This is a genomic window from Actinobacillus vicugnae (assembly GCF_901687125.1).
GTDB classification, from domain to species: domain Bacteria; phylum Pseudomonadota; class Gammaproteobacteria; order Enterobacterales; family Pasteurellaceae; genus Actinobacillus; species Actinobacillus vicugnae.
The window spans coordinates 93,711-113,897 of record NZ_CABFJY010000048.1 but is presented as its reverse complement, the minus strand read 5'-3'; the positions used below and the strand labels follow the sequence as shown (position 1 = coordinate 113,897).

The window sequence follows — 20,187 nt, the reverse complement described above, 5'->3', positions numbered from 1 at the left end:
AAATTATCCGACCAGTAAGGAGGGCGGAATTCTATAAAATTTTCAAAAAAAAGATAGAACTTTATCTAGACTTTTTTGTCATAATTAAAATTTTGTTATGCTTTATTGTTATAACGTCATCTTAAACTTGACTCAAATCGCAATTCTTTCAGAAAACAATCAAATTCTTTGTCAAAATTTGATATAGTTCGCACCACTTATATTTTTTATATTCACACTCAATAGGAGAAGTAAAATGGCACGTCGTCCACTTGTAATGGGTAACTGGAAATTAAACGGTAGCAAAGCATTTACTCAAGAGTTAATCGCTGGCTTAAAAGCAGAATTAGCGGATGTTAAAGGCTGTGATGTTGCGATCGCTCCACCAGTAATGTATTTAGCTGAAGCGGAAGCAGCGCTTGCAGATCAATCAGTGATTGCTCTTGGTGCACAAAACGTAGACGTAAATGTACAAGGTGCATTTACAGGTGATATTTCAACAGAAATGTTAAAAGACTTCGGTGCAAAATATATCATTATCGGTCACTCAGAGCGCCGTACTTATCACAAAGAAAGCGATGACTTTATTGCGAAAAAATTTGGTGCATTAAAAGCAGCGGGCTTAGTACCAGTGTTATGTATCGGTGAAACGGAAGCCGAAAATGAAGCGGGTCAAACTGAAGCAGTATGTGCAAAACAAATTGATGCAGTGATTAATGCATTAGGCGTTGAAGCATTCAACGGTGCGGTAATCGCATACGAACCAATCTGGGCAATTGGTACAGGTAAATCAGCAACGCCAGCGCAAGCTCAAGCAGTACACGCATTTATCCGTGGTCACATTGCAGCAAAATCACAAGCAGTTGCAGACCAAGTGCTCATCCAATACGGTGGTTCAGTAAACGATGCGAATGCAGCAGAATTATTTACTCAACCAGATATTGATGGCGCATTAGTGGGTGGCGCGTCATTAAAAGCACCTGCGTTTGCGGTAATCGTAAAAGCAGCTGAAAAAGCAAAAGCTTAATTAATTCAATAGGTTAGCAAGCGGTCGAATGGGTAAAACATTTTGCAAATTCGACCGCTTCTCTTTTGCTTGAATAGGTGCATCTCAGATAAAAAAATAGGTACAAACCTCTTGTTTGTACCTATTTTATTAATGGAAAGAAATATGTATGTAAATTTAGAGTATGTTCTGATTAAAAGCTTATACGCACCCCCGTTGATAACACGTTATTTTTACCTTTCTCGTGCTCAAGTTTTAAGTCATAATTTAAATACCACGCAGTATTCGGTGTGAATTCAGTTAGCGCGCCAACACCTACCCATGTTTTATTTTTCGCCAGACCAATACCTTTCACACGGAAATCTGCATTTTGTAAACCTGTATAACTTGCATTGAAGCTTAAATCTTCATTATTAAATGCTGTTTGATGGTTTACATATCCTTGTAAGGTTGTTTTCACACCACTATCAAAATTGATTGCTTGTGACATACGTACACCCGCTAATCCACTTGTTTGTTGGTAAGTCGCTTTGTTTGCAGTTAAACCAAATTGGCTGTTAGTTTCACTGAATGCACCACGTTTTACCACATCATGGCTCACACCAATGTATGGCGTGAATGTGAAGTTACCTTGTTTGAAGTCGTAGCCTGTTTCTAAGTAACCTGAGATCACTTTATCTTTATGATTGATTTTCGCTCTACTGCTGTGGTTTTCATCTAAGATTATGGTACGTTCCACATCTGAATCAATCCAGCCGTAACCTACCCGACCTTGTAAATACCAAGGTGCATTTTTATCGCTCCAACGACCGTATAATGATACGCCTACGCCTTTTGCATCTGATTTACCACCATAGCGGTTGAAACTTACATCTGCCGTTGAGTAATTTACTGCAGTACCTAAAATAAAGTTATCGCTTACTAATTTATCGAAACCGATTTGACCTGCGTAAGTTTTCGTTTTACCTTCACCAAAACCATTTTCTTTTAACTTACCGTTACCATAGATTCCTGATACCCAAACACCTGCAGTGCTATCTGCATTGTTTAATGTCCCCAGCATAGTGAGACGGTTGGTTAAATCTTTATTAACAGTTTCTGCATTTTGGAATGTTAGCGCTTGTGCTGATGCATAAATTTGACCAGAAAGACTATCTAACACCGCTGTCTGACCTGCTGAAACTGATGCCAGGCTATTTTGTAGTAGCGCAGCATCCTGTGCGAAAGCGGTCAAATTTGTTGTATTATTTGCATCAATTTGACGATCTAATGCAGCGAATGAATTTTCTAAGTTGCTCGCAACACTTTCCGTCATTGCATCACTTGCTTCGCTTGCTGCGACAAAGCTTTCAACATTTTGACGGCTTAATATTGCCGCTACTTTATTATCAGCGGTCTTTGCCACCGTTGCATTTAATAAGCCAGTAGTGGTTTCTACAATACCGAAGTCGCCATTAATTACGCTGTCTGAGCTAATTGCTTCAGTCGTTACGCCTTTCGACGTAATATATTGCGCTTGACCATCTTTTTCTGAAGTCAGCACTAATGTTGAATTATTTAAATCCACACCGCCTTTTACCGATAATTTAGAATCTAAGTTTGAAACTAAAGTCGCATGAGATGATGCTTCATAGCCGTTTTCAATGACAGTCTCGCCATTATTCACCACAACGCCGTCATTGCTCACGCCGTTTGATAACACGGTATTATTCGCAACTAAAGTACCGTTTCTACCAACATTTACTGCAGAACCATAACTTTTACCGTTAATCGTGATCGCACCTTCATTTAGGGTTGTATCACCTGTAAATGAACTTGCACCTGTCAGCACTAATTCACCTTGACCGTTTTTCACTAAGCCCACGTCACCTGCAATATCATTCTCAAATGCATAGCTACCTTGTGGGATCGTAACATTTACGTCTTCACCAAGTGTGATACGGCTATCGAAACGAGCAGGACCTTTAACTGCTTTTTCAACGTCTAATAAGCCCCAACCATATACATCATCCACACCGTGAGCACCAATATCGGTTGCCGTTGTTAAAATTGACTGCTTAATTAGGTTACCGTCCATCCACGGATATTTTTGTTTAACTAATGCTGCTGTACCTGTTACCGCTGGTGCTGCAAAAGAAGAACCACTTGCGATGTAGTTACTACCTTTTATATTAAATACATAATCACCCATTGCAGAGATTGTCCAGTTTTTCGCTACACCTGCTTGTGAATACGGTAATAAATTAGACCATGAGAAATCACCTAAACGACCGTTATCACGTGCAGCTAATGCAACAACTGATAACCAACCTTTTTCTAATTGTGTTTCAAAATATGGAAGCGCTGCTTGTGGAGATGATTCACGATCACCACGGCTGTTACCCGCAGCCCATACAAATAAGCCACCGTTATCTACCGCTTTGGTATAGAAATCTAAAATGTTTTGATCAAACTGATAACCATAGTAATACGCAGAACGAGGGTTATCATTAAAATCGGTTACTTGTTTACGCATACCATAAGATTGGTTAAAAATTCGCGCACCGCTATTCCATAATTGATGATAAATATCTGAACTGGCTAAAAGACTTGTAGAACCATTCGCATTTACTTTCGTGATATCTGCCAGCAATAGGTTAGCACCTGGGGCAACACCATTAACAGTATTACCGCCAGCCATTTCTGCCACTTGAATGCCATGGGTTGCATTTGATGGAGCATAACGACCAGTGTTTAAGATTGTGCCACGCGCACCGAATTTATTGGTAATATCTCTTGCGACAGTTGGGTTGTTAAAACCACTATCTACGACTGCGATAGTTACGCCCGTCCCCGTTAGCTTTACATTAGCCTTATTATTCGGATCTTCTGGGTCATAACCACGAGAAGAATCATTCCAAACAACACCTGTTTTCGGTACATTTCTCGCCACTATTGGAGAAGTTGGACTTGACGGTTTCGTTGGCTTGATTACAATAGGTAACGAAGGGCTAATAGGAGTATCGTCTGCAATCGGTTCTACTACTGGCTTCTCTGGCTCAACTTCTGGTGGTTCGGTAGTTGGGCCATTTTCATTTCCTGGGCTTGGAACATCTATAACTGGTTCAGTTACTGGCTCATTTCCGTTATCAGGATTTGGTTCATTTACAACTGGCTCTATCGCTGGTGGTTCAGTAACAGGCTTATTTTCATTTTCTGGTGGATTTACATCAGGTTCCGAAACTACTACGCCATCTACAATTGTCGTAACCGTAGTCACACCATTCACTGTCTTATAAATCGTTTGAGTTGTCACGCCATTCACAACTTTAGTTACGGTACGGATAATACTGTCATTTGTTGTTCTAGTATGATCCGTAATTCGTGTTGTTGAATTACTGCTAACTGGTCTGAACCATGAGATTGGTTGGTAGCCAGAATAAAAACCCAAACCTGATTTTGAATTATATAAACCAGATTTAATATAGTTTGAAAAATTATCGGCCTGAGCATAGTTTGCGGTTGCAGATATAATCGCAATAGCCAAGGCAGAATATTTTATTTTCATATATTTACACCTCTTATTATTTGAAAGAACTACAAAACGATCGTTCATTAATCGCTTGCGCGGTAGATTTTACTGATTCGTAAACTTAGATCAAGTAAGATGACCAACAAGCTTTTAATTTACAATTCATTGACGATTAAAAATATGTAACATAATTCACGCATAAAAAAGCAGGAAATCAGACAAAATTTATGCAAAACCACTGATTATTGAGATTGATAATAATTACAATTAGCATAAAGAGCAAAAGGGATTGAGGGAAATGGCAGTCACTAAAAAAACCAGAAATTTATTCTGTTCAAAAAATCAAAAAAATTAAAAATTTTAAATAAAAATTCACCACCATACATTATTTGTTATTTACATTTATTTACACACAAATGGTAATTATGTATTTTTGTAGTATTTCTTATTTCTAATAAATAGAGTATTTAGATAGAGTATGTATGAATAGAAATAGTTCATTTTTTTATTTACTTTTTTTCCAATTCATGAAATTAGACTATTTTTGCTTCAAAAAATGAACAAATAAAAATAAAAAAATACATACCTATCTTTCTCAAATTCATTTTTTAAACTATTGAACTGATGTTTAGCGAGAATAAATTTAGGGAATAAAACTCAAACAAACGAAGGACGGAAATGCAAAAATTTAGACAAATTCAACCGCTTGTTTTTAGGGGAAGAGAGATAAAAAAGCCCCGAGTACGTTTAATGACTCGGGGCGTTGGTTTAGATTATTTATGACGATTACGTCTACTTTTCGCTAAAAATGACCAACAAATGGTGAATAAAATCAATACAAATACAATCGCAAACATAATCAAAATAACCTCACCAATGTGGTAAGCATCTAGTACGGGGTTATCTAAAATATGTTCTTTGTACTCATATACCATAAATGCCATTGCTAACCAAACAGCCCAAGTTAAAGCGGTTAAAAACATGCTTTTTAAGCGAATTTTCCAGCCTAACTGTTTAGTTTTATTGATGATCATGAGTTTCTGTAATTGTTGTGCTGGCATATCCTTATACTCCTCTATCTGGGCTTGTCCATACAGCTAATCTCGATTTATTGCGAAAAATGGCTTTGGGAATACCACATAGCAATGTCACGGTATTAAGCATCCAATACCACCACGGATACCAAATACACGAGAAAGCGTACTTTACTACCCCTTTTTCATAACGATTATCGATATAAAGGCTAATACTCAATTGAGCAAAAAAGGCAATGAATAAAATCGCCATACTTGGCTTTAATGAACCCCAATTAATCAAACTGATATCGCCAGTAAAAATTAATTGATATACCCCTGCAATCATTGCACTAACAAGTGATACAGCCCAAATAGCGGTTACAATATATTCTACAAACATTGGCCATAAACGACGATTTTTTAAGCGCCATATTTTCGGAAAATATTTCATCATGGTTTCCGCACCACCTTGTGCCCAACGTAAGCGCTGGTTAAACAATCCTTTAATCGTTTCTGGCATGAGTACCCAACAAAGCGCACGTGGCTCATAGAAAATGTCATAACCTGACGTTTGGATTTTCCAGCTCACATCAATATCTTCGGTGATCATATTAGTACTCCAACCACCGATTTCATACATCACGTCTTTGCGAAATAAACAACATACACCAGACACAGTAAAAATCGTGCCCATTAAGCATTGTGCGCGTTTAATCAAACCGATAATCGAACTAAACTCCGAAACCTGTAAACGCCCTAAAATCGTACTACGATTGCGTACACGAGGGTTGCCTGTTACTGCGCCATATTCTTGATTAGCTTCTAAAGCCTGAACCATATAATCAAGCGCCATATAATCCAATACAGCATCACCATCAATACACCCAACGTATTTGCCTTTTGCAATCTTTAATCCGTTGTTTAAAGCGCTCGCTTTACCTGAGTTTTCTTGGTGTAAAGCAACAATACGGCTATCTGTTTTAGCCCATTTATCAATTAATTCTCCAGTATTATCGCGACTACCATCATTGATAAAAATCAGCTCGTAATTTGGGTATTTCAAATTCAATAAATGGGGTACTGCTTCATCTAAGTTCTCTGATTCGTTATAGCAAGGAACCATTAAACTCACTAAAGGCACGTCCTCTTTTTTCATTTCACTAAACTTAGGAGGAACCTTTAATTTTTCTTTAAATAAAAAATATGCACCGCCCGCTACGGTCCAATAAAACGCCATAACGGCAGGATAAGCGAATACAAATAAACTCAATACTTCTAAAATCATAAAATCACCTACTTCCTTGTGATATCTCGGTTACTAGAGACATAGGGCTTCATTTCTTTCAGAACTGTTGCGTCGAATAAATAACGATTCGGATAATATCCAAAGCTCATCATTCCATGACGTTCTAACACCTTAATCCAACTAATTAATTCTGAGGTTGAAATGTTTTTAGTTGTTTTCGGATTAACAATTGAGAAATCAAATAACACTTTCTTGTTTGGCACGCCTGATGCTTTCACACTATGTGCAATATCTGTTAGCCAATCTTTTGCTTGAGCCTCTGTGGTTACACCTCCTAACGAATAAGGACGTGCATCAATTAACACACGGTCATATTCTTTACTGAGTTTCACTAAGTCTTGACTAAAGTTTTCTGAGGTCGGATTAATATTTCTCAATAATTTTTGGTGACGAGTACCAAAGAACAAATACGGCTCTGCCACAGTTTTTAACTCTTTTGTAAATTCAATCGAAGCTGAATCATTTGCGAGCCACGTATCTTTTCCTTCTTTTGCGTCAAAGAATAAGCCATCACTTTTCGAATAAAGTGAAAGATTTTTATAAAGCGATTTCATCACTTCTGGACGACGAATATTACTTGGTAAACTATTCACCGAAGCGGGCATCCAAGCATAAATTTTCACACCAGCACGTGTTCTTAACTGCCAAGCAACTTGACTGAAAATATCCGCTTTTACAGGTAAATGTGGGTTAGGGAAATAAGCCGCATCCATCACACCATCGTTATCTGGATCTGAATAAGCTTTCAAATAAACCGCCGTTACTCCATATTTTGCGACATTGCTAATTAAATTATCGTAGTTAACTTTAAATTGTGCGGGATCGGGGCTATACACATGATCTAAATCAATGTGTAGCTCACGCTGTACCCGAACCTCATCATCATGATCTTTAGTGCGATTTAAATACTCTGCAATCACAGCAAAATTAGATTCCGCATCAATTAAGAAACGCCCAATATGCGTATCCCCGACATGATTCACTTTTTCTTTTAAGGTAAAGTGATACGGCATACCTGCTTGCTTCGCTAATTTAATCGCTGCATCGTTAAATGCCCCATACGGCCAAACCATTATTCGTGGTGCGACACCCGTGTGTTTTTTGATTAAATTCACCGACATTTTCATATCGTTAAGTAAGCGAGACTGATACTCTGCTTCTGTCTCGTATTTACCATTTTTGTATTCTGGCGCAATCATTGCAGCAAGTTGACTTCCGCCTGGGTTTGCTTTTACACCATGGTGTAAATCATGTGTGTGTGACGCAATTTCAACTAAACCACTATTTTGCATTTCATCGATTTGCTGCCAAGTTGCAAAGAATTTCGCACGATCTAACTTTTCACTACCGTATTGAATTTTGCCCCCCATTGGGGTGCTAATCCAACTTGAAACAGGCGCAAAAACCGCTGGATAGTTATAGGCTTTTAACAGCGGGAAAATCACGCTATACATGGTTTCATAACCATCATCAAACGACATCACCACTGCTTTCGGTGGTAAGGGGGCTTTTCCTTTTTCAGCATCAATGACTTGCTGCCAGCTCACAACGTTATAGCCCTGTGATTTAAACCAGTTAAAGTGAGCAATGAGCTGTTGTGAAGTAATCGTTTGTGAAACATAAAGGCGTTGATCTTTAGGTGCACTTTCATCTACCACAGAGTGATAAGCCAGAACGCTATAAGTATCAGCCGCAAATGCTTTTGTAAAAAATAGCGAAAAACAGACCGCTAGTGTTGTACCGAGTTTTTTTAAAATCATCTTATTCACCCATTAAAAAGAATATGAAAGATTTACATTACCGTAGTTATTAAATTCCGCATCGCCATCGTAAATATTTTTCTTACGACCAATTTCATAAGATAAGCTCACTTTTTTGGTAATGCGCCAATCATGTCCATAGCTTAACGACCAAGAGCGCTGAGCGTTATGGCTTTGTTGTTTATATTGTCCTACAGTGCCTCGTACATGATGGGTTAAAGCCAAGCCATAATTCATTGGCTGCAAATAGCTTAAATCCACACCAAACTCGACATTACGGCTTTTTAATGGGTTGTAATACCAAGCGGAATCTATTTGCTTATTACGTTGATAATCAAAACGTAAATTATTGGTTAATGCCCAACGATCTTTTCTAAACGTTTCTACCGATGCCCATGCGTAGAATGATTTACGCAAATTGCCATCATCAAATTTCATCGCATTCACCCCTGTACCGATACGCAATAAATCAAGATAGGTATAAGTTGTGCCAAAGCCAATATCTTTGTTGTAAACACCCTGATTAATCGCTTTAATTGGGATACCGCTACCGTTCAGATTTCCTGATAAATCAAAACGCCAGTTCTGATTCAGTACATACGAAGTCGCTAATGAAAGGTAACCTTTATCGTGTAATTTAATCCCTTTACCTGCTTCAACATTCACATTTACAGGGAATAAATTCAGATTCCCCCCTACACCAATACGGCGTTGTTTTAACAAGGTATCCTCAGTTGGCACTTTTTCTTCTACGTAGTGAACATAAGCGTAATGTCCATCTGCAGTTTTCGGTGAATTTAAATAGTATTCTTGGCTCGTTTCATTGCTTGATTTATTGCTTGGTGCAGTTTGATGTTGCACCCCGAATGAAGCATTAAAACTACCACGGCGCAGATCCTCATAATTTTTCAATACTGATTCAGCGTACTCACGTTCTTCTGGGGTATAACTTTCAACTAATTTGCGTACTTTTCTCAAGTTACCTTGGCTTAACGCAATATTTGCACTCTGATTTTTATAAGCGCTTTGCTCGCTTTCACCTAAGAAATAGCTTGCTTTATCCGCTAAAAAGTTTGCATCATCATAATTATTACGCGCACTTTCTACTTCACTTAACGCCAGCATTGTCCATGGGTCACCAGGAACCAGATTAGTTAGGCGGTCTGTTAATTTTGCGACTGCCGTTGTTTTATCACCTCGCCAGTTATGCAAATTCACTTGATTGTAATAAGCTCGTTCATAATTGGGGTTAATCAAATGGGTCGTACGAGTAAAATCCCAAATGGTTTCACTTTCACGAATTTGCTCTTGATAAGCTTGGGCCTGCTCAAAATAACCCGCATCACTTGATGCACTGATCAATTTAAACAAGAGCGGTGTACTCACCTTTTTATGCAATGCACGTTCTTTAGTTTCTAATTCTTGATAAACGCCTAATGCTTTAAATGCCGATCCTTCTCTTAACAAGGTGTCTGCATAGGCTTCTTTTACATAATCAGGCATCTCTGCGCCTAATTCATTTAACCTTTGATAATCTTGACGTACTAAGCCATTCTCATTTAAGCGATTAGCTATGGTTAAACGATCTTGAATAGCTTGCTGATATAACGGATTTTTTGGTTTGGTATTTTCAATCACTTGAGTTAAATACTGATACGCAACCTGCAAATCAGCTTTTTTCAAACTGCTATTACCTTTTACACTTGAAATCACTTCGCTATGTATGAGCCACGCTTTATCTTTTGCGCTAAATAGATCTGGGTATTGCTGTACTAACTTATCTTGAATAGGGTGAACATTTAATTTAGCGGCTAAGCGATAAAGTTGCGTTGCCAAATGATGATTCGCTGGATTTGCCTTCAATTCGTCTTGCCAACGACCTAATTTAGATAGCTCTGGCTCTGTTTTATCAAGCAGAAAACTGGAAGCATCTTTATAACCAGCATCTGCCCCAAACTTTTGCTTATATTGTGCGAGGTGAGCTTGTGCTGCTGGATATTGTGCTAATTCGGTTTCCACCAGTGCGCTCCCCAGTAAGCCATTTGGATTCTGCGGATGAGCATGACGTAACTTTGTGTACAACTGGAGGGATTTAGGGAGGTTTTGGCTTGTACGATATGCTTTTGCTAAATTTTCTAGCTCACTTTCAGAAAAACCGTTGATATCACATGTAGAGCAAACTTCAGTCGCTTCTTTGAATTGACCGTTTCTCACCATCAATGCAATTAAATCATCTCTAACTTTCTGGTTTTTCGTCTTTTTATACAAAGCCGACATTTGAGTAATAGCTTGCTCAAGCTGGCTATCTCCTTGGCGTGCAAAAACAACGATTTCTTCACGCTTAATATCAATTGGCGACAAATTAGCAAACGCTACATTAGTCGCAGTGGTTGATAGGAGGGCAAGTACAACGTGGTTGAATTTGATACCCATAATTACATCCATAATGTGTTTAAAATTTATAATAATGTAGATTATCAGCGCACATTTGTTCGCTTTTTATCTATCTTGGATCTAGCTTTTCTCTTTATTAAATATTACATTAGCGTACACATGTAAGCTTAAATTAATAAATAAAGGATTTGTATGAATCAGCTATTAGAATTCCATTTCGTTCATCGAGTACGACAACAAGCAAAAAAACTACAAAACTCGACCGCTTTACGCCATAAGAAAAATGGCAGCTGGGTGGATATTTCTTGGCAAGACTTCCAATCTCAGATTGATAAAGTTTCACTCGCATTACTAGCTTATGGTATTGAAATACAAGACAAAATTGGCATTTTTGCTCACAATATGCCCGAATGGACTATGGTGGATTTAGGTGCGTTACAAATCCGTGCTGTCACTGTACCTATTTATGCAACTAATACTGCCAAACAAGCTGAACTAATTATTAATAATGCAGACATCAAACTCTTGTTCGTAGGCGATCAAGAACAACTTGATGTTGCATTAGAAATTGCTAAAAGCTGTCCTTCGCTTGAAGGGATTATTGTGATGAAACCTCATTTAAATCAGGCTTTTTACAATAATTCTTCGTCGTGTGGTTGGAATGAATTCCTAGCAAAAAGTTCCGAAAAACACCGCACTGAACTGCTCCGACGTCTTGATAATGCTTCACCAGATGATTTATTCACCATAATCTATACTTCAGGTACCACAGGGACACCAAAAGGCGTAATGTTAGATTTTGCTAATTTGGCTCACCAGCTACAAGCTCATGATTTAGCATTACCTGAAGTTGGCACTGATGATGTATCGTTATCATTCTTACCGTTTTCGCATATTTTCGAACGAGCTTGGGTTGCTTATTTATTACATAAAGGCGCAACAGTTTGTTACTTGGAAGACACGAACGAAGTGCGCAACGCACTCACCGAAATCAAGCCAACCTTAATGTGCGCCGTACCTCGTTTATACGAAAAAATGTATAGCGCGATTTTTGATAAAGTGAAACAAGCACCTTTTTATCGCCAAGCCTTATTCCACTGGGCACTAAAACAAGGTAAACAGTTTGCATTTACCCGCAAAACAACCCTCGCTTATAAATTGGCAGATAAATTAGTCCTTTCAAAATTACGCACGCTATTAGGTGGCAACATTAAAATGATGCCGTGTGGTGGAGCTAAGTTAGAGCCTAGTATCGGTGAATTTTTCCATAGCATTGGAATTAATGTGAAATTAGGCTACGGCATGACAGAAACGACAGCAACGGTATCGTGCTGGGCTGATCAGCATTTTGCGCTTAATTCGATTGGCCAATTAATGCCAAATGCAGAAGTAAAAATTGGTGAGAATAATGAGATTTTGGTGCGTGGTGGCATGGTGATGAAAGGCTACTACAAAAATCCAGAAGAAACCGCTAAGGCTTTCACCGAAGACGGCTTTTTACGCACAGGTGATGCGGGAGCATTAGATGAACATGGCAATCTGTATATTACTGATCGCATTAAAGAGCTAATGAAAACCTCCAACGGCAAATATATTGCGCCTCAGTATATTGAAGGTAAATTAGCTAAAGATAAATTTATTGAGCAAATTGCGATTATTGCAGATGCTAAAAAATATGTATCCGCATTGATTGTGCCATCATTTGAAGCGTTAGAAGAATATGCGAAACAATTGAATATCAAATACTATGATCGACTTGAGTTAGTAAAACATTCAGCCATCATTCAATTATTTGAAAAACGTCTTGAAGAGCTACAGCAAGAATTGGCACACTTTGAACAAATCAAAAAATTCACCTTGTTGCCACAGGCATTTAGTATTCATATGGAAGAACTTACGCCAACCCTTAAATTGCGCCGTAAAGTGATTTTAGAACGTTATCGCCAGCAAATTGAAGCAATGTATAGCTAAAAGTAAGCGGTCAAATTTCTCTGATTTTTTGCAAAATCTTCGGGGAATTTGACCGCTTGTATTTTATTGATTTAACTGCACAGGCAAGATCAAACTTAATGGGCGCTTACGGATAATTTCCCATAGACATTTAAAAATCTCTCGCCAACTATCAATTTCAGTATTGCGTGAACGTAGTGCAATCCAGAGTGTGAGTGAAAAACTCACCATCAAATTAACCGCACCAATCATCAGCACAAAACAGATACTTTGTAACAGAACTTGCCAGCCAAGCGATTCGCTTACCACCGCATAACCGACATTCGCTGAAGAAAATGCTACATGGCGAATATCAAGCGGTAATCCCAGCCAATAGCCAACCACACCAGTAATACCTAGCAACATACCGAAACCTAAATTACCGATGATCGAACCTGAATTGTCATGTATATAATCGGCAAATTTTTCACGGATTGAAAGCGGTAACACGCGTTTAAGCCACGGATGCTGTCTTAACCGCATTCGAGTATTTAAATAATTGCTACGGTTATCAAAATAACCTGCAATAATCCCAGAACAGAATAACCATAGCCCCGCAATAGTAGCAAACCATAATGTGCCTTTAGTTGGATCAATTGAATTTAATTGATATTCGACTGTGGTCTGATCCAATAAAGGCGTATTAGTATAGTGCGCATAGCCATAAGCAATCAGCGCTGCTACACTCATCGACACTAACACATTCCCTAATACCGCAACACTTTGTGAACGTAATACATCCACCAACAATTGCGCCAACTTCATATTCACTGCTCGCCCCTGCGGGTTGCGTTCCACGGCTTCAGCAAAGCGGGCTGCGGTCATCGCAGGCTGTTTGGTTGCAACGGTAAAATGTAACATAAAGATAATGGTAAAGCCGATGCCGTAATTCAGACCTTCTGCAACACCTTTCCACACTTTATCGTCAATCACACCGCCTAAATATACTTTAAATAGCGCCATCAGGGCAATCAACACGCCACCGCCCGCTGCGGAATAGAACATACTGAAATATTCTTTTTTATCACGGGTAATATAATGCTCACCGTGATCACTGGTATGCTGTGTAATACTACGGGAAAGCATTTTGACACTTTGTTTCCACAAATCCGAAATACTGTGCTGATTTGCCGCAGCCTCCGCCAACATTTTGGTAATTTGTAACACACGCAAACGAGCTACTCGATGGGTTGAAAACAATTCCATCAACATCGACAAACGCTCTAACGTTTGGCTTAAACGCTCAAGCAAATGCGCCATACCCAGTGATGACCCCGCCGTTGCGCCCTTTTTCTGTAATCGCTCAACCAATTTGCGAGACTGGCTAAACATCACTTGTAAATGGCTATCATCATAATATTGATTCTGACGGCGAGCATCTAGCCATAAGAACACTTCTTTCTGCAACGCCACAAAAGGCGAATCTGCATCTAATAGGGTTGGCTCAAGACGAATTAGCTCAGGCTCTAAATCTTCTGCTGCAATCCAAATAGATAGCATTTTGATTGCAAATAAACCTTCGTGACGAATATGCGTATCTAACCAAGCTCGATCTTGTTCATTCACAAAATGATCTAAAGTATTCAGAAAATTCAGCCAATTTTTGGTTGGAATCGCATTAATCCATTCAATATCGTGTCGATCACAAAACAGTAGCATAAAAACATCACGCAGATCATTCACGTCTTTAAAAGAGGGATTCAGTTTTTCGTACAAGCGGTTACGCATTTCTCGTCCGAAACCTTGGCGACCTAAAATACCACTACTCACTAAAATCGGATACAAACGTAGCTGACAAAGCCAACGGCAGATCAACGTTGCTATCGCTTGACCTAGCTCTGGTTGCTGTTTCAGTAACTGGGTAAAAAATATCAATTTTTCGCCCGCTTGTTCAGGTTTATCTGCTCTAAGCCAATAACATAGTCCATTTAGTAAGGTAAAAGCATCGTTTTGTTCAATTTGTTGATTAACGAAGGATAAAAGATTATTTTCATTAAGTTTTATTTTGGGCATATTTGAGCCTATTTGTTCCTAATTTTCTTAAATTGCAATAATTACGAGGCTATTTTACGCGAAAAAGTTCAAAGTAAAACGGTAAGGTTTCCCTTACCGCTGTCATCTTTAAGCTAATTTGAAAATCACTTCAAAGCTTTCGCCTGATTGTAATTTCCGATTAATTCGAGCAGTTTCCACACATAACATCGTTTGATAGCCCGTTTCACTCATCGCACTAGTGGCTTTATGCCACGGGTTCCATAATACAATATCGCTAGCATCAATGTGTTTAATCTGAATCGTGCGTTGATTCGCTTGATCGATAATACGATTGTCGCTTTGTTCAGCATTATAAATGCAATCTATATTTTCGCTGATTTTTCGTGGCGAAGGCACTTGTACAAATTGTTTGGTAAGTGAATCAAAACATTCATGCGCTAAACCTTGTACTTCCGTTTGCTGAATATCCGCAACATTAAAATAGCTATGTAATGCGGCTTGTGCTTCTTGTTGAGCGTAATGGGTAAAAATCAAATGACATTCTTCGCTAAATACCATTTCAATTTTTGCCTCAATGATATTTTGTTCATCATAAAGCGAAAATTCTAAATAGGCGTATTCTGCATCCATTTCATAATGACTTAGCGCCCACTCACGAATACGCGCTGTGCCGTGCGACGGACTTTTCACCGAACCAAACCACGGATAGCAAATCGGTACCCCACCACGAATGGCATTGCCTTGGCAAAATGGCTCGATTTCAGAGAGCCAAAGTACATTTTGTTGTGCTCCCGTAGGTTGCCAACTTAATAATTGCGCCCCTTGCAATGCCACCACTGCCGAACCCAATGAATGCGCCACACGCACCACATATAATTCGTTGCATTTTTCAAGGCTAATACCCTCACTAATTTGGCGAATAAATTCTGTTTTCATTTACTTCTCCTTCGGATTATCTCTTTTAATTCCAAACTAAATGACTTCCAAAAATAAGCGGTCAAATTTACAACTTTTTTTGCAAATTTGACCGCTTGTCCGTCTTAGTCGATATTTTGTAATTCTTGTTCAGAAAGTTGCTCTTTGTCACTTTCTTCTGTTGCTTTGCCATCTCTTACTTTAAATTCGAGATTTTGGAAATAAGCTTCACGGAAGGTAACGTATGGATCAGAAGATTGCTGTAATAACGCATCTTGATCTAACAATTTCGAACGGCTATCTACGCCTTGCACCGCAAATTTTGCGGCTGTCCATGGCATAGTTAGCATAGATAATACTGGATATGCAGAATCTGCCGCTTTTCCGACCGCTTGGCGTGGTGTGGTTGCGCCATAACCAGGCACCATAATATAAGTACCTGCAGGAACGTGATAAGTCCCTAGCGTATGACCAAATTCACGATTGCCATTCTCTAATTTTAGATCTGGCGTTAAACTTGCCCAGTCAATTAAACCACCTAAACCAAAAATAGAATTGATCCAGAAACGGTTAAAATGAATCATCGCTTTTTTGCCTTCGCCTTCTAATAAGCGGTTTACAAAGCTTGCGGGTTCATCAAGGTTATTCGCAACATTGGTTAAACCTGTTTTGACAGGGCTTGGCACATAATCACGCCAACCTGTTGCTACTGGCTTTAACACATAGGGATCGATATATTCATAATTCACTTTCCACATCGCGCGGTTAAAGCCTTCGAGAGGATCTTTACGTTGCCCTGTTGCAGGATCAATCGCTGATGAACAAGCGGTTAATACTAATACAGCGGCGACTAAACTCAGTTGTTTTAATTTCATACATTGCCTTATTAGGAATACAAATAACCACATTTTAACCAACTACGCTCAAAACACCAAGTAAACAAGCGTAAAATTCAAGATAGAAATCTAGACGTCTAGATTGCGGTAGCCTTCAGTTTTGATTACAATACCAACAATTTTTATAATAGTTTAGGAATTTAAGCATGGCAGATTGGAGTGGTGAATATATTAGCCCGTACGCTGAGCACGGCAAAAAAAGTGAGCAAGTGAAAAAGATCACGGTATCGATCCCAATAAAAGTATTAGAAATTTTAACCAATGAGCGTACTCGGCGTCAGATCAAAAACTTACGTCATGCGACTAATAGCGAATTACTGTGTGAAGCTTTTTTGCACGCATTCACGGGGCAACCACTCCCAACTGATGAAGATTTATTAAAAGATCGTAGCGACGAAATTCCAGAGGAAGCAAAAATAAGAATGCGAGAATTGGGAATTGATCCCGATAAATGGCAATATTAGCCTGATAACCACCTCACTCAGTGAGGCTTTTTTATACAACAAAAGGAGACTGAATGCAGTATCAACAACTTTCAAGAGAAGCTCGCTGGGCGTTCTGGTTAGCTTTAGTTTATTTGTTTGGCTGGGTCATTTTTGCCTATTTTTCCCCAACAGGACGAGGGTGGCTAGGCTTTCCCATTTGGTTTGAACTAGCGTGCATTGCGCTACCGCTGATTTTCACTATGGTGGTTTACTGGATGGTAAAAAAGGTTTATCAGAATATCGATTTAAATCAGGAGCAAAACCATGAATAAAGAGATGTTATTACCCTTAATCGCTTATTTATGCTTTGTTTTTGGTGTGGCATTTTACGCTTATCGTAAACGCCAAGGCGGTAGTTTTTTATCTGAATATTACGTCGGTAGCCGTTCAATGTCAGGCTTTGTGCTGGCAATGACCACTGCAGCCACCTATGTTGGTGCCAGTTCATTTATCGGTGGGCCAGGTGCAGCTTATAAATATGGCTTGGGCTGGGTGTTACTTGCGATGATCCAAGTCCCCGCGGTATTACTCGCATTGGGTGCATTAGGCAAAAAATTTGCTTTGCTTGCGCGAAAATACAATGCAGTAACCATTAACGATTTATTACTTGCCCGCTATCAAAATAAATTTGTGGTGTGGATTGCAAGTCTTGCCCTATTACTTTCATTCTTTGCCATGATGACAGTGCAATTTATTGGCGCTGGGCGCTTGTTAGAAACAACATTAGCGGTGCCTTATCAAACTGCAGTGATTATTTTTGCAGTTACTGTTGGCATTTATACGTTTATCGGGGGTTTCCGTGCGGTAGTGCTGACCGATACTATTCAAGGCTTAGTAATGTTAGTCGGCACGGCGTTATTACTCGGTGGGGTAATTTATGCAGCAGGTGGCGTTGAAAATGCAATGAACACTCTACAAGCGATTAATCCACAATTGATAGAGCCTTATGGTATTGATGAGCGCCCTCTTGATTTCACTTTTATGACTTCATTTTGGGTTTTGGTTTGCTTTGGTTTAATTGGTTTACCGCAACTTGCAGTGCGTAGTATGGCATATAAAGATAGCGCTTCGCTGCATAAAGCATTGGTGATCGGGACTTTAGTTGTATCGTTATTAATGTTTGGTATGCACTTAGCAGGTGTGCTTGGACGTGCGGTGATTCCTGATTTAAAAATTCCAGATCAAGTTATTCCAACCTTGATGATTCAAGTGTTGCCCCCATTAGTGGTAGGGATTTTCTTAGCTGCACCTATGGCGGCGATTATGTCATCTATTGATTCGTTATTGATTCAATCCTCTTCAACCTTAATCAAAGACTTATATTTAGCGGTAAAACCTGAAGCAGTAAATAACGAACACAAGCTAAAATTATTTTCTACCATGACCACCCTTACCTTTGCGGTGTTATTAGTATTTGCAGCATTAAATCCGCCAGATATGTTAATTTGGCTAAACTTGCTGTCATTAGGTGGCTTAGAAGCAACCTTCCTATGGGTGATTGTGTTAGGACTTTATTGGAAAAATGCAAATGCAGCTGGCGCAATCAGTTCAATGTTAGCAGGGCTAGTAAGCTATGTGATTTTAACTACGTTTAAAATCAGCATTTTGAGTTTCCACGCAATTGTGCCATCATTGGTTATTGGTTTAATCGCTTTCTTAATTGGGAATCGGTTTGGTAGCCCCAAAATCATAAGTAAAAAATAAAGCAAATTAGACCGCTTAACCAAAAATGCCACCTTAATTTAGGTGGCATTTTTTATAGCTATAATATTATAGATCTAACAGATTTGGCGCTTGACCTTTTAACGGCGGTAACCATGCTTGAGTACCACTTAGGGTCGCATTCCAAAGGAAATCTGGAAACCCATAGTGATCTGTTTGTTCTGGATCTACCGCACGCTGAATCATAGCCTCATTGCCATTAATAATACGAGTTGCGATATCTGGATTTACCATTACCGTTTTGCCTAACGCAATAAATTCCGCCCAATCTGTATTGAACGCCTCTAAAATTTCCGTTGGAGTATAAAGATTACCCACACCAATTAACGGTAATTTTCCTGCGATACGATCATGCACTAATTGTAAACGGTACGCATTGCTATCTGCACCACGGCGTGCTTTTTTGTAGAAATCCCATAAGGAGATATGCAAATATTGCAATGGTTTTTCCACCAATGCATCCACTAACGCAAAAGTGTCTTCCATCGTTAAACCTAACGCTTCAGGCTCTTCTGGCGAGAAACGGTAGCCCACAATAAAATCCGCTTTTGCGTGTTTTGCTTTTACGGCTAACACTGCGTCCACTACAGCCAGAGGGAAGCGCATACGATTTTCACGCGAACCGCCCCATTCATCAGTACGACGGTTTGAATGACCTGAGTAGAATTGTTGAATAACATAATTATTTGCACCGTGAATTTCTACTCCGTCGAAACCTGCACGAATCGCTAAATCTGCCGCATTGCCAAATGCTGCAATTAATGAACGCACTTCGACATCTGTTGCTTCACGTGTGCCTGTCGCTTCATCTGCGCTCGCTGAGATTTTATCTTTACCATTGAGCAATTCTGTTACGGCTTGTTTCCCACCGTGATGAATTTGCAAAATCGCTTTTGCACCTTGCGCTTTAATAATCTCAGCAGTTGCTTTTAGGCTACCGAGTTGCCATTCGTGGATGGCTTCAGGCTGACCATGGAACGCTTTACCACCGTCTTGCACCAATGTGGCCGCCGTAATAAACATCCCCATATCGTTTGCACGATTTGAGATAAATTTGCGCTCTGGCTCGCCTAAAGTACCGTCTGTGTTTGAACCAAAATGCGTCATTGGCGCAACGACTAAGCGATTTTTAATTTCTACACCATTGTTTAATGTATATGATTGGAATAAAGGGCTAAATTTAGGATTCATTGTGATTTCCTCATTGATATTT

The 20,187-nt window shown here is 39.1% G+C and carries 14 protein-coding genes; 5 read left to right on the top strand and 9 right to left on the bottom strand.

Features of this window, described 5'->3' with window-relative positions; genetic code table 11:
- Window positions 1-235 precede the first annotated feature (235 nt).
- Window positions 236-1,006 carry a triose-phosphate isomerase gene (gene tpiA, locus F8M47_RS11110; RefSeq protein ID WP_150540142.1) on the top strand — a complete coding sequence of 257 codons (771 nt, stop codon included), beginning with the start codon at window positions 236-238 and terminating at the stop codon, window positions 1,004-1,006.
- A gap of 172 nt (window positions 1,007-1,178) precedes the next feature.
- On the opposite strand, the gene F8M47_RS11105 is transcribed toward tpiA, so the two are convergent.
- The 5 genes from F8M47_RS11105 to pgaA form a co-directional block, all read right to left on the bottom strand.
- Window positions 1,179-4,532: an autotransporter domain-containing protein gene (locus F8M47_RS11105; RefSeq protein ID WP_150540141.1), complete on the bottom strand. Its 3,354-nt coding sequence runs from the start codon at window positions 4,530-4,532 to the stop codon at window positions 1,179-1,181.
- A gap of 737 nt (window positions 4,533-5,269) precedes the next feature.
- Window positions 5,270-5,557, bottom strand: coding sequence for a peptidylprolyl isomerase (locus tag F8M47_RS11100; RefSeq protein WP_150540140.1), 288 nt, complete (start codon window positions 5,555-5,557; stop codon window positions 5,270-5,272).
- A 4-nt stretch (window positions 5,558-5,561) separates the two neighbouring features.
- Window positions 5,562-6,797: a poly-beta-1,6-N-acetyl-D-glucosamine synthase gene (gene pgaC / locus F8M47_RS11095; protein WP_150540139.1), complete on the bottom strand. Its 1,236-nt coding sequence runs from the start codon at window positions 6,795-6,797 to the stop codon at window positions 5,562-5,564.
- Between the two features lie 8 nt (window positions 6,798-6,805).
- The gene (gene pgaB, locus F8M47_RS11090; RefSeq protein ID WP_150540138.1) at window positions 6,806-8,578 is read right to left on the bottom strand and encodes a poly-beta-1,6-N-acetyl-D-glucosamine N-deacetylase PgaB; all 1,773 of its coding nucleotides are present in this window, start codon (window positions 8,576-8,578) and stop codon (window positions 6,806-6,808) included.
- A gap of 12 nt (window positions 8,579-8,590) precedes the next feature.
- Window positions 8,591-11,011, bottom strand: coding sequence for a poly-beta-1,6 N-acetyl-D-glucosamine export porin PgaA (pgaA, locus tag F8M47_RS11085; RefSeq protein ID WP_150540137.1), 2,421 nt, complete (start codon window positions 11,009-11,011; stop codon window positions 8,591-8,593).
- A 153-nt stretch (window positions 11,012-11,164) separates the two neighbouring features.
- Here pgaA and F8M47_RS11080 point away from each other — a divergent pair, with 153 nt between their 5' ends.
- Window positions 11,165-12,943 carry an AMP-dependent synthetase/ligase gene (locus F8M47_RS11080; RefSeq protein ID WP_150540136.1) on the top strand — a complete coding sequence of 593 codons (1,779 nt, stop codon included), beginning with the start codon at window positions 11,165-11,167 and terminating at the stop codon, window positions 12,941-12,943.
- A 63-nt stretch (window positions 12,944-13,006) separates the two neighbouring features.
- Here the strand turns inward: F8M47_RS11080 and F8M47_RS11075 are convergent, their stop codons facing one another.
- The 3 genes from F8M47_RS11075 to F8M47_RS11065 all read right to left on the bottom strand — a co-directional run bounded on the left by F8M47_RS11075 (window position 13,007) and on the right by F8M47_RS11065 (window position 16,746).
- On the bottom strand, window positions 13,007-14,974 hold the full coding sequence (locus F8M47_RS11075) for a site-specific recombinase (protein WP_150540135.1): 1,968 nt from the start codon (window positions 14,972-14,974) through the stop codon (window positions 13,007-13,009).
- A 108-nt stretch (window positions 14,975-15,082) separates the two neighbouring features.
- Window positions 15,083-15,892 (bottom strand): D-hexose-6-phosphate mutarotase, encoded by an 810-nt coding sequence (locus F8M47_RS11070; RefSeq protein ID WP_150540134.1) that lies wholly within the window; start codon window positions 15,890-15,892, stop codon window positions 15,083-15,085.
- 104 nt (window positions 15,893-15,996) lie between these two features.
- A complete protein-coding gene (locus F8M47_RS11065) occupies window positions 15,997-16,746 on the bottom strand; it encodes an MlaA family lipoprotein (RefSeq protein WP_150540133.1) in 750 nt (249 codons plus the stop codon).
- A gap of 167 nt (window positions 16,747-16,913) precedes the next feature.
- Here F8M47_RS11065 and metJ point away from each other — a divergent pair, with 167 nt between their 5' ends.
- The 3 genes from metJ to panF are packed head-to-tail and all read left to right on the top strand — an operon-like array spanning window position 16,914 to window position 18,956.
- Complete coding sequence (metJ, locus tag F8M47_RS11060) at window positions 16,914-17,231, top strand: met regulon transcriptional regulator MetJ (RefSeq protein WP_150540132.1); 318 nt, start codon at window positions 16,914-16,916, stop codon at window positions 17,229-17,231.
- Between the two features lie 53 nt (window positions 17,232-17,284).
- Window positions 17,285-17,524, top strand: coding sequence for a YhdT family protein (locus F8M47_RS11055; protein WP_150540131.1), 240 nt, complete (start codon window positions 17,285-17,287; stop codon window positions 17,522-17,524).
- Complete coding sequence (gene panF, locus F8M47_RS11050; RefSeq protein WP_150540130.1) at window positions 17,517-18,956, top strand: sodium/pantothenate symporter; 1,440 nt, start codon at window positions 17,517-17,519, stop codon at window positions 18,954-18,956. Before F8M47_RS11055 ends, panF begins: the two co-directional genes overlap by 8 nt.
- 66 nt (window positions 18,957-19,022) lie before the next feature.
- Here panF and F8M47_RS11045 read toward each other — a convergent pair whose 3' ends face one another.
- A complete protein-coding gene (locus tag F8M47_RS11045) occupies window positions 19,023-20,165 on the bottom strand; it encodes an NADH-dependent flavin oxidoreductase (protein WP_150540129.1) in 1,143 nt (380 codons plus the stop codon).
- Window positions 20,166-20,187 lie beyond the last annotated feature (22 nt).